The sequence below is a fragment of the Robinsoniella sp. genome, assembly GCF_034124845.1.
In genome coordinates this window covers 1-19,040 of record NZ_JAWYAJ010000611.1, presented here as the reverse complement: position 1 = coordinate 19,040, position 19,040 = coordinate 1, and the positions used below count along the sequence as shown (strand labels likewise).

The following is a 19,040-nucleotide window of genomic DNA, read 5'->3' as shown; positions in this document are numbered from 1 at the left end:
TAATCGGCTCGCTATAAGACTTGCGGAATGTTCTGCTTAAATGGGAAGGGGATATATGTAAGTTTTCCGCTATGTTTTCTAAGGACAGGGATTCGGATAAGTGGCTGTGGATGTACTTGATCGTATCTTCCACAATCTTGTTCTGAGAAGCTCCGGTTCCGGTCAGGTGGCTGATGGTGGTATCCAGCATTTCCAGCAAGGAAGTTTCCAGGGTGAAAATATCGTTGGAATTATATATGCCTGTCAGGTATTCGGCTCCGCAGGGAGTAATGCCCCTTTTTAGAGACACCCTGGAGCAGATATAATAAATCTGGGAGCAGATATTTTTGGCATCTCTGGATTTTACAAGGTTTCTTTTAAATTTAGTAAACAGGTTATGTATGATGTTCCGGGATTCGTCAAAGCTAAACTGATTCAGGGTGTTTTCAAGGTTGAGCAAATCCATAGAATTTTCAGCGTTAATATCGTATTCATCAGGACTTGCCGTCTGGGTGAAGCGGGCAATATTATTTTCCGTATAAAAGGTCAGTGAGAGGGCATAAATGGCTTCCGATACGGCTGCACTGAATTCCGCGGCGGTATCATGACAGCGGCTGATTCCGATGGCTGCCTGGCTGGAATCCAAAGTATGGGTGATGGCAGCGATTTCGGAACAGTTTTCCAGGATGTAGGCGGGAACCTGGTTACTGCTTTTAGCCAGATAATAGACTACGATAACCAAATGGTTGTAGCGGTAACAATATGCCTTCTCAGATAAGATTAATTTTTTAAAAGAAGAGATATCCGGGTTCGGAGGGGTAATCTGGAAGGCAGCAATATAGTATTGCTCCAGGCATATTCCATACTGGAAGATTCGCTGTTCCAATGAGGGTGACAAAGGAGAGTCTGTCAGTTCCTGCAGCAATTGCTCCTTTAAAAAAGTCAGATCTTCTTCTGCAGCAGAATTGTTTTTTTTGGACGTGAGCATTTTTTTTTGAGCGGCCTGGACGGCCTCAAATAAATCCTTTTTGTTGGTCGGCTTTAGAATGAATGCAGAGACATTATAGTGGATGGCTCTTTGGGCATATTCAAAGTCTGCGAATCCGGTCAACAGGATGACCTGTACGTCCGGCATATTCTCGTATACAAATTTTGCCACCTCCAGCCCGTCTGAGACGGGCATCCGAATATCGGTTATCACAATATCTACGTGGTTTTTCTGAATAAAATCAATCGCTTCGATGCCATCACTGGCTGTTCCTGCAACTTCACATCCTATGGATTCCCAGTTCATAAAATTAGAAATGCCTTTTCTCATAGTGGCCTCATCATCCACAATTAATAATTGAAATATCATAACTTCGTCTCCTTTTTCCCTGCCATAAAATATTGAAAAATCATTTTTCGAATCTTGTCAAAATAAACATTCCGCTACAATTTCGGCAAATCGGTATGAATCGGAATGCGAAAAGATATGGAAGTACATACATTTGGTGTGCTCAGTATATGTAATCTTGCCTCTTCCCCGTATAACAGCTCCAGGCGCTTATCCAGATTTTTCAATCCGATATGGGTGTGGGAGCCATCGTTTTTGGATGCAATCCGGCGTATATCGGGTACGGTTTCAAATCCAATACCGTTATCATTAATGGAAATTTCCATATAACGCTCTGTTTCGATAATATTGATGGATAACTTTCCATTCCCTTTCTTTGGCTCTAGTCCGTGTATAATTGCATTCTCCACTAAGGGCTGAATACAAAAGCCGGGGATCATACATTTCATCAGCGAATCAGGGACCTGTATATCAAAGGAAATTTTATCTTCAAACCGCATCTGCTGCAGATAGATATAGAATTTCACGTATTTCATCTCCTGCTCCAGCTGCGTGTATGCAGATTCTTTTGACAGGGTATTGATCCGAAGCAGTTCACCAAGGGAGATAATCATATCATAGATCTCTTCATTATCGCTCATCTGGGCTTTCCAGGCGATGGTATTTAATACATTAAACAGGAAATGAGGATCCATCTGGGACTGCAAAGCCCGGATCTCTGCATTTTTTAACAGCAATTGCTTCTGGAAATTATCGTTATACGAGATATCCAGTTTTTTCAACATTTGATTGAATGCGTTCATCCATACCTGAAACTCATAATGCATCTTAAGGGGAGGCAGGCTGTCTTGTCGTCCCTGGGAAATTTCATTGATATGATAGACCATTTTATTAATGGGTCTCGTAACGGTCCGGCTCAGAATAACGGCTGTGGTAAGAGCGATCAGGACGATTACGGACATTAAAAGGAGGTATGACTTCAGGGTCTGGTTTAGGTCCCGCATCATTAAATGCTTCGGTGCAGCAACGGCAGAGGTGATCTGCAGTCCCTGCAATTCCTGTGCAGCCACAAAATAGGGTTCGCCCGAAAGCGTTAACTCCTGGAATGAAACGGTGGAATTCTGTTTATCAATTTGTTGCAGCAGCTGTTCACTCTGTACTTCCATTTCCCCATTGGAAAGTACACTCATTTCATTATTATATAAATAGATGAACCATGAGGGATCCAGTCCTTTGGCACAGAACTGAATCCAGTTTACAGGAGCCACATCTACAATAAAAAGCCCGATATGTCTGCCGGTATTGCTGCTGAATATATTTCTGGCGAAAAAGATACTTTTATATTCGGAATAAAGCGACATGCAGATCAATCCGGGGTCTGTCGGGTCTATATTATCCAGCAGTCTCTGATTCAGGTCGAGATCCCGCTCTGAGCCGCCGGAGGTGGGGATATAAAATTCCGTACCGTCATCGCTATAGATGTGTATCCCGTTTATAAAATTTTTACTGGACAGTGAGGTGCTGTAGTAGGTGTGGGACATCTGTTTTTCAATACTGATTTTGCTGTCATTCGTTACCGAATTATAGTTGATGGATTCCAGTGTATTTGAAATCATTGAATTGGACAGAAACATGGGAATGATGGAATCCAATGCATCGATCTGTTCGCTGATCTGCTGGTTAACCTGGCTGAGCTGGGCAGTTATGGACTGCTCATATTCGTTTATCAATATATAGGACGTTTCCTTATAGAAGAAGGAAATGGACAACACCAGTATTACAGTAACAATCAGTGAAATGACAACGGTGATAAATGTACGAAGAGATAAGGTCTTGCGGGTATCAGTAACTTCTTTGGACATATGGCATCTCCTTAAAAAGTATTATGCAGATTCGATGATAATAGAGCCTGTTTGAAATTGTAACCCAAAGCTTCCAGAAAGCAATTTCAAACACGCTCTAAAGGGATTATGCCATATTTATAGGTTGGTATCAATAAATTTCAGAAGGATGACCGGATATTTAAAGAAAAGGTCAAAATTTTCATAGTTTTTGTCTGAAATTAAAACTGTGAAAAAAATTTGAGCCCAAAGGGATCTGAAAGTCCAAGCCATGAATCTTATATTTTATTCACGAATGGTCAATTTAAAGTTATAATTTAGCCATAAGATGACAAGGAGGATTTATATGAAAAGAAAATTGACAAAAAGAGCGATTGCTACAGCATTGGCAGGTATTATGGTTTTAGGACTTACTGCATGTGGAGGAAATAGTGAAACTGCCGGAAAAGCAAGTGAGAAGGCAACAGATGCCCAGGCGACAGATGCCCAGACAACAGATGGCAAAACAACGGAGGAACAGTCTTCAGAAGCGGGCAGTGCGGCAGCCGCAGAAGATGGAAAAAAAGTAGAGTTAAATGTAATCAATTATCATGTTGGTACGGATTATGCGGCAGAATACTATACATATCTGTTTGAGGAATTTAAAAAGACCGATGCCGGTAAAAATGTGGAGTTTAATTTTGAAGAAATCCCTACAACCGATGCTTATAATCAGAAAATTAAGCTGCTGATATCCAGCGGTGACCTTCCGGATATCGTATTTAACGGAGGAAATAATATCACGGAGCTGGCAGCAAAATCAGGAAAAGTTACCGATTTAACACCTTATTTTGAGGCTGATCCTGAATGGAAGGCATTATTTGATGAAACATCCCTGAAGTTTAATACAGTAGACGGCAAAATCTACGGAGTGCCGGTTTCAAAAGAAATCTCTTACATCTATTATAATAAGGAATTATTTGAGCAGGCAGGAGTTGAGGTTCCGGAAACTTCATTTGCAAACTGGGATGAGTTCTTTAAAGCCTGTGACAAATTAAAAGAAGCTGGCATTACGCCTCTTGGCATGGATACGGCAGACAGCGGATGGCTTACGAACCTCTGGATGAGCGCTTTGATCGGCACAGACGGTGACGCAGGAAATAAGTGGATGAATACACTTTACCCCACAGATTTCAATACACCGGAAGTAGAAAAAGCGGCAGAAAACATCCAAAAAATGTTCGAAAATTACACAACAGCCGATGCGATAGGTGGAAAATATGATCCCATGGCAACTCATTTCTTCAATGGAGAAGTTGCAATGTTCCCCAATGGTCCGTGGATGATTCCTGACTTTTCCCAGACGGAAAAGGCACCGGAAGGATTCTATGACAAAGTTGGAATTATGCTGATGCCGGGAGACGGAATGGAAATGGTTCCAACACCCGGAGATATGGTGGGAGCAAAGGACAAGGATAAAATTGAAGCTGCAGTAGCATTTTTGAAGTTTGAAACAAGTCCTGAAAATCAGATTAAAGCACTGGAGATGACGGGACTTCAGCCGGTATCCAACAATCTGGACATTCCTTCTGATTTAAGCGAAAAAGATCCACTGATGGCTCAGGTTCTGGAGATTCAGAATAAAGCAAAGTTAACATATGGGCAGAACCAGGCATATTGGTATCAGAATGCAATCGATACATTTTCTACAGAACTGCCGGAACTGGCATATGGCAATATTACACCAAAAGAATTCTGTCAAAAATTGTCTGATTCTGCAGCTAAAAATCAGGAATAGAATAGAGCGTGTCTATAGACGCGTTCTGAGATAAAAATTGGATTCGCAGGCACAAACTTGCGGATCTAATTTTTTAAAGAGAGATGAAAGGGTGTTGAAATGAAAGTTAAAAATAAGAAGTTATGGATCGTAATGTTTACGCTGCCCTGTATGGCCTTGTTTGCCCTGGTGTATGCAGCGCCTATTGTTACCGTAGTTTATACCTCGCTTTGTGATTATACTACTTTTTCGGGTCCGGTTTTTACCGGCTTGAAAAATTTCCTGGCGATCTTTCAGGATGAAACTTTTTTAGCAGCGATTAAAAATACGCTGGTGTGGGTGCTCCTGCAGTCCACCTTCCATGTCTGCCTGGGATTGCTTATGGCGCTGGTTTTAAGGCGGAAACCGAAAGGATGGAAAATAGTGCGGACCGCATATATGATCCCCAATATTATACCAACGGCAGCAACAGGAGTTATGTTTACCTTATTGCTGAATCCCTCCTTTGGTGTGGTGAAGCCCATTTTCGAGGCACTTGGATTCAATGCCTCTCAGGTACCGAACCTGTTTGGAAATTCCAAATATGCATTTTGGACCGTAACACTTACCTGGATGCTCTATGCGGGCTTTAATACCATTATATTCTTAGCAGAGATGGGAGCTATTGACAAAGAAATATACGAGGCGGCAAGAGTAGACGGAGCAAAGCCCTGGCAGGTAGACCGCTTTATCACCCTGCCCCTTATGAAAAATATATTTGGCACCTGTGTCATACTGGCATCCGTTGCAATGGTATCCCAGTTTGATATCATCTATGTGACAACGAAGGGCGGACCCGGAACCACCACTTTAAACCTGCCCATGTTCTTGTACAAAGCGGCTACCCTGGAGAATAACTACGGGAAAGCCAATGCTGTCGGGGTAGTACAGATCGTGCTGGGCCTGGTATTGGTCATTCTGATACAACAGCTGTTCCGGGATAAAAAAGAGATAAGGGAGGGGAAATAATTGAAGAAAACATCAAAAGTATCCATAGTCTGTGCAGTCATTGCAAAATATTTATTCTTAATATTCTTTGTATTTATTGCAGTAGGTCCGATTGTATGGGCATTTATCAGTTCTTTTAAGAGCTATTCAGAGATCAATTCCTCTGCATTATCCTGGCCATCCACTTTTAATCTGGATAACTATAAAGCGGCTTTTAAATACGCTCCCATAGCCAAGTATTTTATGAACAGTGTCATTATCGTAGGCTGCAGCGTGTTAGTCACTCTGGCATTCGTTGCTATGTGTGCCTATATTATCTCCCGGTTTGAGTTCAAATTAAAGCCGCTGATCGTGCTGTTAATTTCGGCATCCTTAATGCTTCCGGCACAGGCTATTTCACAGCCCTTGTTCTCAATCTTTCAGAAGCTGGGGATTTTCGATACAAAGATCGGGCTGGTCATTGTCTACTCCGCTATGGGGATACCCATGTCATTCTTTGTTATGACAAGCTATTATAAAACCATTTCCATGGCACTGGAGGAATCGGCTTATATTGACGGCGCCACCTTCTTGCAGACCTTTTGGCATATTATCCTGCCTCTGGCAAAGCCGGGGCTGGTAACCATAGCACTTTTACAGTTTATCAATACCTGGAATGAGTTTTACTTTGCTTTAATGCTTACAAGCGGGGACACTGCCCGGACGATACCAATTGCATTGAATTACTACATGGGGACCTTTGCCAATAATTATTCCGCTCTTTTTGCGGCGGTGGTAATGACCGTATTGCCTACAATTGCAGTTTTTATCATTTTACAGAGACAGGTAATGGAAAGTTTAACCGCAGGTGCGGTGAAAGGATAATCACAGGATGGAATTACATAATAAAAAAATATACCCCATAGAACCATGGAACATCACAGAAGACAGGTTTTGTATGGAGAACAACTACAGGAATGAGACAACATTTGCATTGTCCAACGGTTATATTGGAACCAGGGGAACCTTTGAGGAAGACTATGATTTTTCCGTGGATGAGGGGCTGGAAGGAAATTTTATCAATGGATTTTATGAAAGTGAGGATATACGTTACGGGGAATGGAATTTCGGATTTCCCTTAAAGAGCCAGTCCCTTTTGAATCTGCCCAATGGTAAGCCTGTAAAAATATATGTGGACAATGAGCAGTTTGATATGAGGCAGGGGCGCCTGGACTTTTATCAGAGGACGCTGAACATGGAGAATGGAACGGTTGTACGGTCTGTGGACTGGACATCGCCCAATGGGATTAAGATACGGCTTTTATTTGAACGGATGGTGTCATTTGCGGATAAAAATGTAATGGTGCAGAGGCTCAGCCTTTTACTGTTAAACCGGGAATGTGAAGTACGAATCTGTTCCTATATTGATGGGGACGTGGAAAACCATACGAGAAAGACAAATCCGCTGGTGGATTACGGTCCGTTTGGAAAGCGGATTCATGAAACCAGTTGCAGTGCTTCTGAGGAACTGCTGTATTTTGAGGGAAAGACAAAAAAGAGCGGACTGACTGCTGCATTTGGAGTGGGACACAGCTGCCACGGTTCTATGGCATGTCAATCGGTATCTGCGTTGCAGAAAGAGGCGTATGCAGAGCTTACCTGGACATTTCTGGGACAACAGAGTGAGAAACTGGTACTGGACAAATTTATTGTATGCACCTCCTCCCTGGATATGCAGGAGGAGAGCCTGTTTGGATTTGTGGAAGAGAAATGCAGGGAGTGTAACGGACTGGGATATGGTTACTTTAAAGAAAAACAGACAGAATATATGAAGTCATTCTGGGATATAGCAGACGTGGGGATACAGGGAGACGAAGCTCTGCAGCAGGGAATACGGTTTAACCTGTTCCATATTATGCAGGCTGCAGGCAGGGATGGGCGTACTTCCCTGGGAGCAAAAGGGCTTTCCGGAGAGGGGTACGAAGGACATTATTTCTGGGACACGGAAATGTACGTGCTTCCGGTATTTGTCTATACGGCACCGGAACTGGCGAAAAAGCTGCTGGAATACCGTTATCATACTCTGGATCAGGCAAGGGCGCGGGCGAGAGTGCTGGGTCATGAAAAGGGAGCTCTTTATCCCTGGCGGACCATTAATGGGGAAGAAGCATCCACCTATTTTCCACTGGGAACGGCACAGTATCATATCAATGGAGATATAGCCTATGCATTCCAGCTGTATGTAGATGTCTCCGGTGACAGAGAGTTTTTAAAGGAAATGGCGGCAGAGGTACTCTGTGAAACCGCCAGAGTATGGGCGGACGTTGGGTGCTTTGCAGAGTGCAGAGGAAATCAATACTGTATCTGTGCAGTGACCGGTCCCGATGAGTACAATGCAATTGTAGATAACAATTTTTATACCAATCTCATGGCGAGAGAGAATATCCGGTATGCACTGAAAGCGCTGGAACTGCTAAAGGAAACAGAACCGCAATTCTATCAGGAATTTATCGAAAGGCTGTCCATCACAGACCAGGAGACGGCGTACTGGGAGCGCATCGTTGAGAATATGTATTTTCCATATGACGAAAAACGTCAGGTATATCCGCTGGATGACGGATTCATGATGAGAAAGCCATGGGATGATTCCAGGATTCCTGTGGAGAAACGGCATCTTTTATACGAGAATTATCATCCTCTTTTTATATACCGTCAGCGGATGTCCAAGCAGGCAGATGCTATTTTAGGAATGTATCTGCACAGCAACCTGTTTACGAAGGAGGAACTGAAACGGAATTACGACTTTTATCAGGAGGTAACGCTGCATCACTCCTCTTTGTCCACCTGCATTTTTGGGATTCTGGCAAGTGAAATCGGGTATCAGGAAGAAGCTTATGAGTATTTTTCCCAGTCCGCCCGTATGGATCTGGATGATTACCACAACAACTTTTATGCCGGTATACACGCAGCCAATATGGCTGGTACCTGGCTGGCTATTGTAAATGGATTTGCGGGGCTTCGCACCAATGCCGGAATGCTTGCGTTTCACCCCTTTGTACCAAAAGGCTGGAAAGGATATACCTTCCGGATTCAATACCGGGGCAGCGTACTGGAAGCAGACATGACAAAGGAAGCGTGCAGATTTACGTTAATCAGCGGCTGCGAATTAGAACTGTCTGTAAATGGAAAGAAAATAAAATTAACAGAAAAGGAGGCAAGCTGCTGTGAAAAAATATAGAGCGATTTTTTTTGACTGGGATGGTACGGCGGTGCTGTCCAGGAAAGCGCCGGTAGATGAGGTGGTGGTTCCCATGAAAGAGCTGCTGGCCCGGGGCGTGAAACTGGCGGTCATAAGCGGTACTACGCTGGAAAATATTGCAGAGGGAAGGCTGCATGAATATTTTAGTACAGAGGAGCGGAAAAGTCTGTTTTTCGGACTGGGAAGAGGGGCATATAATTATGCTTTTGATGACAGTGGAAAACCTTACCTGCTCAGCCACAGAATCCCTTCCAAATCCGGTCTAATCCGGATTCATGACATCTGCTATGATATACACCGCAGTTTACTGGAGGATTATTCCATCGCTACGGATATTGTATTCAGCCGTCCAAATTACTGCAAGATTGATCTGATGGTTGAAAACAACAGAGGAGAATCCCTTTTTTTACAGGACGGGGAGAAGGAGCAGCTTCTGGTGAACCTGAGCAGCCATGGATTTACGGGAGGAATCAGGGGACTGATTGACCTGGCGGAGGAAATGGGCAGAAAGCACGGTACAACGGTATGCGCAACGACAGACGCCAAGTATCTGGAAGTGGGCATTTCCAGCAAGAGCGACAATGTGAATGATTTCATGGATTACTTTGGCAATCAGTATCAGATCCGGGAAGAGGAATGCAGCTTCTGGGGGGATGAATATATCGGTTTTGATGAATGCTTATTTGGAAGTGACAGTTATATGATAACGGATAAAACCAGACACGGGGAATTCTTCGATGTGTCAGACACAGAAGGTTTACGTCCAAATGAGGTAAAACAGGTGGGAGGAGGTGTGCAAAGCTTCTTAAGATTTCTTGGAGAACAAAATAACCAATAATGGAAGGAGAAAGTTATGTTTAAGAAAAGCAAAAGATGGATCAGCCTGGGGCTTTGTGCAATGCTGGCAATAGGAAGCCTCATTGTACCAGGGATAGAGGTTCAGGCAGAGGAGGCTGCCGGTACTACGTACTATATTGATTTTGACGGCGGGGATGACGAAAATCCGGGAACAAGTGAAGGGGATGCATGGTCATCTCTGGAGAAGGTAAACAGCACTACGTTTGAGCCGGGTGATCAGATACTTTTCCAAAAGGGAGATGTATGGACTGGTCAGTTAAGTCCGAAAGGCTCCGGGGAAAAGGGAAATCCCATCCAGATAGGAGCTTATGGGGACTCAGAAGCAAGACCGCTGATACAGGGGAATAACTGGTGCGGTGAAGATGGAGATGATCTGGAGAACAGGATCTTCAATGCGGCAGTTTACTTTTATAATCAGCAATACTGGGAAATTACTTCACTTGAGGTTACCAATCGGATTCCGGGAGAGAATCCGGATGACCATATTAAAAAATATGGCGTACTGATTATGGCAGAGGATGCGGGAACCTTAGAGCAGATGAACTGCAGGGATCTCTATGTGCATGATATTGTTTCCCATCCCATTGGACAGCAGGCTGGTATCGGCAGGGGCGGAATCATTTACAGTATCAGAGGAAACAAGGTTCCCACGAGATGGAATGATATCACCGTGGAGAACAATATTGTGGGACCTAATATCAACCACTATGGAATCAACTTCATGTCTACCTGGGGCAGCAGCCGTTTTCAGCATGAAACAGGGATTCCGGACAGCGAATATGCAGGCTCAAGATATAACAGCACGAATCTGGTAATCCGCAACAATTATTGTGAGGATATTGGAAATGCGGCTATCTGCCCTACGGCATACTCCAATGCAGTGATTGAGTACAATACCAGCGACGGCTGCAACAGCGGACCAAACGGCAATGTACCGATCTGGTGGGAGAATGGCGAGTACACAGTCGCACAGTTTAATGAGGTATTCGGCTCAGGTGCTTCGGAATCCAAAGAAGATTCTCAGGCTTTTGACGCAGATGTGAATGCAACACTTAATTATATACAGTATAATTATACACATGACAATCCTTCCGGAGCTTACTTCGAATGTGCACTGGGCAGTACATATACCACTCATATACGATACAATATCAGTCAAAATGACGGTTATGGTACAAACAGCTATGGAGGAGGCGCCATTGTTACCATGGGCGGCTGGTCCACCGGCGATAATAACAGGATGTATGTATATAACAACGATTTTTATCTCAGTGAGGGGCATAACAGCTATATCACCAATAACTGGGACGGAACGCCTGTGAATAAAGAGAACTTCCGGTTTACCAACAATGTAATTTACAGCGATGCCAGCTCCAAAGGATGGCACGAGGATTTAATGGGAACGGCTGAAAACAATGCATATGGAGGAAGTGATGCCAGCATTTTAAGAAGCGATGATGAAAAGGCAGTTACGGTAACGGCGGATGATTTTGTAAATATCGGCACCGGGTCCAGGGGGCTTGACAGTGTTGGCGGTTATCAGCTGAGCGATAATTCCAACTGTATCGAAGCAGGAACTTTGATTGAAGATAATGGCGGACGTGATTACTGGGGCAATCCCGTATCGGCTGTAGGGGCACCAAATATCGGAGCTGACAACAGCAGAGCGGCAAATCAGGTTCCAGACGGAACGATTGATTTTGAAGACCGCCCGGACGAAGAAATGCCATTTGCGGAGATGTACAGAGACTGTATCTTTTCCGGAGAGTGGAGAACAGGATCCACAAATGGACTGAAATCTCTTTATCTGGCAGAGGGAGAGACCAGCGGCGTGATTACACTGCCAAAGAGCCAGAAATTAAAAAGCTTTCAGGCACAATGTGAAGGAACTGCATGGGTAACCCTGGAAGCAGAAGGGTATAAGAAATCATTTTTGATTACCTCTGCCAATAACTTTTTCAATACAGGACTTACTTCAGCGGTTGATAATCTCACCGTGACGGTGGAAGGCAGTGCCGGAAGTGTGGTATACTTTGATAACCTGCTTCTGGAAAAAGGGGAATATGAACCGGTAAACATTGCCCTGAACAAGCCTGTCACCACAAGCGGCAACGACCAGTATGAAGGATACAACGGAAACGATGGAAATGAAGGAACCATGTGGGTTCATGCAGGCGATGAGTTAAACGAATGGTGGCTTGTAGATCTTGAGCAGGAATATGATTTAAAGAACTTTGAACTGGTATTTGAAAAGGATGAAGCAGGGGGTGCCTGGGGATATCAGATTGAAGGAAAAAAAGGCCCGGATGATGACTTTGAAATGCTGTGTGACAGGTCAGATAATACAGACGGTTCCAGAGTGCAGACCGGCACGTTCGAAACAACCGGTACTTACCGTTATCTGAAAGTAATCCTGACGGGATTTCCGGGAGATGATTTCTGGCCCGGATTTGCAGAATTCAAGGTATATGAAAAAGAAGCGCCTGAAGAAATCCTGCCCACCGGTATCACCTTAAGCCAGGACGAAGCATTGCTTACAAAGGTAAATGAAACCTTACAACTGGCAGCAGAGGTTACGCCGGAGAATGCAGATCATAAAACGGTCATCTGGGAGTCCTCCAACCAGGGTGTGGCTGCGGTAAACCAGGAAGGTCTGGTGAGTGCCAAAGCCAATGGAACAGCTGTAATAACAGCAGCAGTAGAAGGAACAGAACTAACAGCAGCCTGTCTGGTAACCGTGGAAATTCCGGCTCCTGTCATACCGGTCAGCAAAGTAGAACTGGATAAAACTGCAGTAACCCTCACTAAAACCGGAGAGCAGGTACAGATAAAGGCAGTGGTATCCCCCCAGAATGCTACGGATAAAACGGTCAGCTTCCGTTCTACGAATACAGCGGTAGCTGCTGTAGATTCAAACGGCGTGATCCGTGCAGTGGGAAATGGCAAAGCAGATATAATTGCCACTACAAGGGATGGAAATAAAACTGCGGTCTGCAAAGTAAATGTTGCCATACCTGTGAAGGTAACCGGAATAACTTTAGATCAGACAGAGGTCAGACTGACAAAGAAAGGTGCATCTGTACAGTTAAATGCACAGGTACTCCCGGCAAATGCCAGTGAAAAAGCACTGACCTGGAGTTCCTCCCAGCCAAAAACCGTATCCGTATCCAACACCGGAAAAATAACGGCACTGAAAAACGGAAGGTCTGAGATCACCGTAAAGACATTAGACGGAGGATTTGTCAAAAAATGCCTTGTGACGGTAGAATATAAAGACGCAAATGTAAAAAAACCAGGAAAAATATCCAATGTAAAAGCATCAGGCATTTCGAGAAAATCCTTGAAGGTATCCTGGAAAAAAGATAAAAGCGCCGATTATTACAAAGTTTACCTCTACAATAAAAAAGATAAGAAGTGGAAAGAGGTAAAACGCACCTATGACACCAGCATCAAGCTATCCGGACTGAAGGAAGGCTCCGCGTTCACCTACCGGGTTGCCGGGGTAAATGCCGGCGGAACCGGAAAGAAATCCGCAAGCCTGACTGCAGTAACAAAACCGGGCACAGTGAAACTGAAATCGGTGAAAAAATCTACCCGGGGCAGGGCAGTACTGAGCTATACCAAAGTGAAAAACGCCAGCTATGTGATCCGTATGAAAACCGGGAAAGGTTCTTACAGAAATATTGGAGAGACGTCTAAGACAAAGTTCTATACTTCAAAGCTTAAAAAAGGTAAAACATATACCTTTAAAGTACGTACCTACATCAAGCATGGCAAAGATAAGATCTGGGGAAATTATTCTAACACCGTAAAATATCAGGCAAAATAGAAGAAAACATCAGAGCGTGCCGTATATCTTACGGCGCACGCTCTGGAAGGGAGAACGAGCTATGAGAAAAAAACATGTGATAGCAGCTTTTGCATCAACCCTATTGATTCTGGGAGGAATTTCCGCTATACCGGCAGAAAAGGTGAATGCGGCAGAGGAAGTGAATGCAGCAGAAGACGTAAATGAGACAGAAGACGTAAATACGGCAGAAGACATAAATACGGCAGAAGACGTAAATACGGCAGAAGACGTAAATTCGACAAAAGATGTAAATGCGACAGAAGCAGAAATCCGTCAGACGGTCATTGATTTTGAAGATCGGGGCGGCGAAGATCAGGCGCTTACCGGGATCTATGGAGGATGCGATTTTGGAACCGGTGGATTTTTTACCGGTACATCTAATGGAAATGTAAAATTATGGGCGGAAACCCTGACTAAGGATGCCCAGGTAAGTAAAATAGCAATACCCTATGGGAAAATATTCCGGGGATTCTCAGCATTTTCAAGCAGCGGGGCAACCGTGAAGGTAGTATCGGGATCGGAAAGCAATAGCTTTTCTGTGGGAACTGAGGAACAGGAGTTTCGGACAGATTTTAACAACGATGAAATGGCGGTGTATCTTGTGATGGAAAGCCAGGCAGGTCCCGCTGAGATAAAGCTGGATAACCTGATCCTGGAAGATGTGGATATGTCAAAGCTAAACGTATCACAGAACAAACCGGTAACTACATCCGGTGACAATCAGCGCCCCGCTTCAAATGGAAATGATGGAAATTACGACTCCATGTGGATCAACAACGGATCAGGTGCTGATAAATGGTGGCAGGTGGATCTGGGACAGGATTATGACCTTCTGGATTTTGAATTGACATTTGAAAAGGAGGAAAGCAATCCCTGGAAGTACAAAATTGAAGGATCCTCAGACGGAGTGAATTTTACCATGCTGTCTGATCGGACAGGGAATACCGATGGCAGTAAGACTCAGACCGGGATATTTGAAGAGAATACCAAATTCCGTTATGTGAGAGTAACCATTACCGGGCTTCCGGCAGAAACTTATTGGTGCGGTTTTGCAGAGTTTAAAGTGTTTACCGACAATCAGTTAACCAATGTCGCCCTGCACAAGAATGCGGAACAGTCCGCAGGAAGCAATGCACCGGGATTGGCGGTAGACGGAGACACCAAGACCTTCAGTGGAAATACAGGCACCTTCCCCTACTGGTGGACCGTGGATCTGGGGAGCAATTACAATGTTAAAAAACTGGAGATCGAATGGGAAGATTTAAAGGATAACAATACAGATCTGGCTGAAGACTGGAAGTATACAATTGAGTATTCCAATGACGGTGGAGAAAACTGGGTCACCGCAGTAGATTATTCACAGGAATCTCCTTACACCGACCCCGCATCTTCGGTGGTGCAGACGGCGGATGTGGATATTGAATGCAGTAAGATCAGGGTTACAATTACAGGTACGCCGACTCAGAGACCGCTTGCATGGGCAATCATTCCGGAATTCAGAGCATTTGCAGTAGATAGCAATGTGCCAACAGAAGCTGGACAGGACTTGAACTTAGACCTGGCTTTTGGACAGCCGGTAGAAGCGTCAGGTACAGCAGAAAATTACAATGAAGAAGCGGTAACGGACAACAATCCGGCTACTTCATGGAAACCGGAGGTTACAGAAGAACCGGCATATCTGCAGATTGACCTGGGCAGAGAATTCAACATTCGAAATCATAAGGTGGACTTTGCAGAAAATACAACAAAAAACAATTATCAGTTCCTGGTATCCTCAGATGAAAAGAACTGGACCATTTTGTCTGAAGTATCCGGGGAGACAGCGGAAGATGAAATTCAGATACCGGTAACAACGGCAAGATATGTAAAGTTTCTCTTCCCAAATCCATCAGCTGACCTGGAAGTCACCGGTATTCATTTTGACGGTCTGGATGCAGGTGTGCCAAGCGGAAAAAATATATTAATTCTGGCACCCCACCAGGATGATGAGATGCTGATGGCAGGAGGAATCATCAAACGGGCAGTAGATGCAGGTGACAATGTAAAGGTGCTTCTTGCAACCAATGGCGACTACAACGGCCAGGGAAGCGGTCAGGGCAGAATTGTGGAAACCATCAATGCACTGAATGCGCTGGGGCTGTCCAAAGACAATATCATGTTCCTGGGATATGCAGATACAGGCGGCCTTGGAGGTACACAGACATACTGGGACAGTTTTCTGTATCAATTATATACGGGTGAAGACGATGCTGTTTTAACCAGCAGATTTGGCAATCAGTACAGCTATGGCAATCCTGATATTAAGCAGGACTATCGCTTTGAATTAACAGGTGAGCATTCCTTATACACAAGGGCAAATTTCCTGAATGATTTAAAGACTGCTATTCTTAACAGCAATGCCACGGACATCTATGTCCCATCCAGATATGATATGCATTTTGACCATGCCTACCTGGACCTGTTTGCCATAGAGGCGATCCAGAGCATTAAGAAGGAAAATCCCTCCTATAATCCGACGATGCATGAAAGTATTATCCATTCCTGTGCAGGAGATGGAAACTGGCCGGTGCTAAACAGCGATGAAGCGGGTATCCAGGCATTTAACATGCCACAGGGCCTGGAGGATCTGACAATGTTTAAATGGTCAGAGAGAGAAAATGTCAATGTGCCTTATTCTATGAGACAGACGCCGTTTTCTTTTAATTTAAAAGATCAGGCACTTCGCCTGTATACCTCACAGTATTACGGCTATATTGGATCCTTTGCAAAGGTAAATGAGATTTTCTGGACCAGGGATTTTACCAGCTTCGCAATGAATGCGGCAGTGACGGCTTCTTCAGAAAAGAGCAGTAAAGACAGGAAGCTGGATCAGAGTGCCATAAAAGCAGTTGATGGCGTCCTGGACGGAGAGGCCGGAGGACTTCCCTACGGGCACATGAGATTTGCACATGCAGAATGGGTAACAAACCAGGAAACTGCAGGGGCATGGATCAATCTGGACTTCCAAAGTAAGACCGATATCAGCCGGATAAAATTATATGACAGACCGGATATGAATAACCAGATCACAGGCGGTAAACTGATATTCGATGACGGTTCCGAAATCGAAGTGGGTGAACTGCCCAACAACGGAAGACCTCTGGAGATTGCAGTGAATAAAAAATCCAGCAGTGTTAAATTTGTGATCACGTCCGTATCGGACAGCACAACCAGCACCGGTCTGGCTGAAATAGAAGTAGAATAATTGTAATGCCGCAGGGCAGTTGATTTATGACTCTGTCTGGCTGTCCGTGCTGTGTGATGCAGTCATGTGATTTCAGATGCAGTAAATCTGCGTTTGGAAACTGCATGGCTGCATCCTGCAATGGGAACATTCGGATGTAACGAAATAATTCAAACAGGGAGAAAAGATGAAGTATATACGATGGAGTGTTGTCTGCATCCTGCTGCTTGGATTGGCAGCAGGAATTTTCTACATATGTTTAAAAGATACCGATACTTATATTATGAAGTTAGGCTCGATAGAAATAACAGACGGGCAGTTTCAGTTTTATTTGGATAAAAACAGAACAGATATAATCAGCAGTTATCAAAAACCCGGCGAAACAGTGGACGATGAATTTTGGAACCGGCAGGTAAAAGAAGGAATGTCCGCAGCCACGCTGCTAAAAGCACAGGCGAAACAGGATTGCCTGAGGGAACAGATGATTTTTATTCTGGCAAAGGAAAAAGGACTTAGAAAAACAGTTACCTTTGAGGAAATAAAAGAAGAGATGGAAAAGGAAAATTCAGACAGGGAGAACTCTGTAAAAAGCGGAAAAATCGTATACGGTAATAAAAACTACAGTATGTTAACATATATGAATTACTGCATCAGTAATTTATCCAGGGAATTGATAAAGCTCATGGAAGAGGATGAATTAAAATATACAGATGAACAGATCCGTTCATACTGCGAAGAAAACGGAAAGGATATAAGTGGACTAGATAGCATCGAGATCCGGGATAAATACGGGATAGTTTTTAAAAATGATCTGCTTATAAGATATGCAGATGCTTATATTGAAAAGCTGGGGGTTGCAGTCAATCAGGAGAAATTTGATGAGTTTGCGGTGCAATAGATATGTAGGTATTTTCGTACAAGCAGTCTGGGAGTTGTGCGTCACACATTGTGGTTTGGGTTTCCCACACCCATCTTTCCGAGATTCAGTCTATCGCCACAAAGCTGGTTTTCTCAGCAGGTTGTAACCCCTGGGCTGTGGCTGGCTGTTCTTTATTGGATGCAGCGTAGTATGTTTCGGCTGTTTAAGCGTAAAAGAAGATGAAAGTTTACTCCTTTTTCTGATCACAGAATGAAAACAAATCCGTTTTCAAGATCAGATGCATTACGCCAATCGCGTTCAGCATCCCCCCCAATTTCATCGATATTGCTTCGGCGTAAGACCAGTATATTTTTTAAATACTTTTGAGAAATAGCTCTGATCCTCAAATCCCACTGCGATGGCGATGTCGATTACAGAATAATCCGTATTCGCCAGCAGCCGTTTACTTTCTTCGATGCGCACCATATTCAGGTATTCTTTAAAAGAAGAGCCGCAGGACTGCTTGAAGACAGTGGAGAAGTATGCGGGATTGAGATGTACATCATTGGCAACTTCCTCTAATGTCAGATTTTTGGAATAATTTTTGGATATATAGGCAATTGCCTTTTTCATAAGCTCATTGTTTTTGGATGGAATATAGTTAAACATGGATTCGGTGAATACCTCCACGCTTTCCTGAAGCTTATAACACAGTTCATCCAGGTTGTTGATGTTCTGGAGGTTCTGTAAAAAGTGGTTGTTTATTTTTAAAATGCTGTCGGTGGCGGCACCGCCCTCAATAGCGGCGCGGGAAAGCAGCGAACACAGCTCTATTGCCCTGGATTTCAGGATGTCCATGCTGTTTCCGCCGGAAAATAGTACATATCCCAAAAGGTCGTTGAGGATGCCTTTTGCCTCCGGTACATTTTTCGTTTTTACTTTTGTAATCAGTTCTTTTTCCTTTTCATAAGGGTAGCTTACTTTTTCTTCATCTCCAAAGGATTTATACATCTGTATGGATTCATTGATTTTTGATTGCTGATGTAACTTACCCTGGTTGATAATCAGCTGCTGCCGGCTGTCTGAAATTAGGTTAGAGAACAGATAATAGAG

The 19,040-nt window shown here is 43.9% G+C and carries 11 protein-coding genes; 8 read left to right on the top strand and 3 right to left on the bottom strand.

Annotation, left to right across the window (positions count from 1 at the left end; all coding sequences use genetic code 11):
- Positions 1-1,336: response regulator (locus ACH2DQ_RS30000; protein WP_395028908.1), on the bottom strand; the 1,336-nt coding region annotated here is incomplete at its 3' end.
- Between the two features lie 74 nt (positions 1,337-1,410).
- On the bottom strand, positions 1,411-3,177 hold the full coding sequence (locus tag ACH2DQ_RS29995) for a sensor histidine kinase (RefSeq protein WP_394915177.1): 1,767 nt from the start codon (positions 3,175-3,177) through the stop codon (positions 1,411-1,413).
- Positions 3,178-3,502: 325 nt separating this feature from the next.
- Here ACH2DQ_RS29995 and ACH2DQ_RS29990 point away from each other — a divergent pair, with 325 nt between their 5' ends.
- The 8 genes from ACH2DQ_RS29990 (at position 3,503) to ACH2DQ_RS29955 (ending at position 17,966) form a co-directional block, all read left to right on the top strand.
- Positions 3,503-4,933, top strand: a complete 1,431-nt coding sequence (locus ACH2DQ_RS29990; protein ID WP_394915178.1) for an ABC transporter substrate-binding protein — start codon at positions 3,503-3,505, stop codon at positions 4,931-4,933.
- Between the two features lie 99 nt (positions 4,934-5,032).
- Positions 5,033-5,920, top strand: coding sequence for a carbohydrate ABC transporter permease (locus ACH2DQ_RS29985; protein ID WP_394915179.1), 888 nt, complete (start codon positions 5,033-5,035; stop codon positions 5,918-5,920).
- A complete protein-coding gene (locus ACH2DQ_RS29980; RefSeq protein WP_394915180.1) occupies positions 5,921-6,763 on the top strand; it encodes a carbohydrate ABC transporter permease in 843 nt (280 codons plus the stop codon).
- A gap of 7 nt (positions 6,764-6,770) precedes the next feature.
- Positions 6,771-9,116 (top strand): glycoside hydrolase family 65 protein, encoded by a 2,346-nt coding sequence (locus tag ACH2DQ_RS29975; RefSeq protein ID WP_394915181.1) that lies wholly within the window; start codon positions 6,771-6,773, stop codon positions 9,114-9,116.
- Entirely contained in the window at positions 9,103-9,975 is an 873-nt protein-coding gene (locus ACH2DQ_RS29970) for an HAD family hydrolase (RefSeq protein WP_394915182.1), read from the top strand. The genes ACH2DQ_RS29975 and ACH2DQ_RS29970 overlap by 14 nt, the downstream gene beginning before the upstream one ends.
- Positions 9,976-9,990: 15 nt before the next feature.
- Positions 9,991-13,824 carry an Ig domain-containing protein gene (locus ACH2DQ_RS29965; protein ID WP_394915183.1) on the top strand — a complete coding sequence of 1,278 codons (3,834 nt, stop codon included), beginning with the start codon at positions 9,991-9,993 and terminating at the stop codon, positions 13,822-13,824.
- A 61-nt stretch (positions 13,825-13,885) separates the two neighbouring features.
- A complete protein-coding gene (locus tag ACH2DQ_RS29960) occupies positions 13,886-17,089 on the top strand; it encodes a discoidin domain-containing protein (RefSeq protein ID WP_394915184.1) in 3,204 nt (1,067 codons plus the stop codon).
- A 166-nt stretch (positions 17,090-17,255) separates the two neighbouring features.
- Positions 17,256-17,966: a hypothetical protein gene (locus tag ACH2DQ_RS29955; RefSeq protein WP_394915185.1), complete on the top strand. Its 711-nt coding sequence runs from the start codon at positions 17,256-17,258 to the stop codon at positions 17,964-17,966.
- 297 nt (positions 17,967-18,263) lie between these two features.
- Here the strand turns inward: ACH2DQ_RS29955 and ACH2DQ_RS29950 are convergent.
- Positions 18,264-19,040 (bottom strand): AraC family transcriptional regulator (locus ACH2DQ_RS29950; protein WP_395028904.1); only part of this gene is annotated, 777 nt, incomplete at its 5' end.

What these genes read in the sequence shown, in the direction of transcription:
- ACH2DQ_RS29995 (WP_394915177.1), bottom strand. Translation starts at nt 3,177, where the DNA reads ATGTCCAAAGAAGTTACTGATACCCGCAAGACCTTATCTCTTCGTACA.
- ACH2DQ_RS29990 (WP_394915178.1), top strand. Translation starts at nt 3,503, where the DNA reads ATGAAAAGAAAATTGACAAAAAGAGCGATTGCTACAGCATTGGCAGGT.
- ACH2DQ_RS29985 (WP_394915179.1), top strand. Translation starts at nt 5,033, where the DNA reads ATGAAAGTTAAAAATAAGAAGTTATGGATCGTAATGTTTACGCTGCCC.
- ACH2DQ_RS29975 (WP_394915181.1), top strand. Translation starts at nt 6,771, where the DNA reads ATGGAATTACATAATAAAAAAATATACCCCATAGAACCATGGAACATC.
- ACH2DQ_RS29965 (WP_394915183.1), top strand. Translation starts at nt 9,991, where the DNA reads ATGTTTAAGAAAAGCAAAAGATGGATCAGCCTGGGGCTTTGTGCAATG.
- ACH2DQ_RS29960 (WP_394915184.1), top strand. Translation starts at nt 13,886, where the DNA reads ATGAGAAAAAAACATGTGATAGCAGCTTTTGCATCAACCCTATTGATT.
- ACH2DQ_RS29955 (WP_394915185.1), top strand. Translation starts at nt 17,256, where the DNA reads ATGAAGTATATACGATGGAGTGTTGTCTGCATCCTGCTGCTTGGATTG.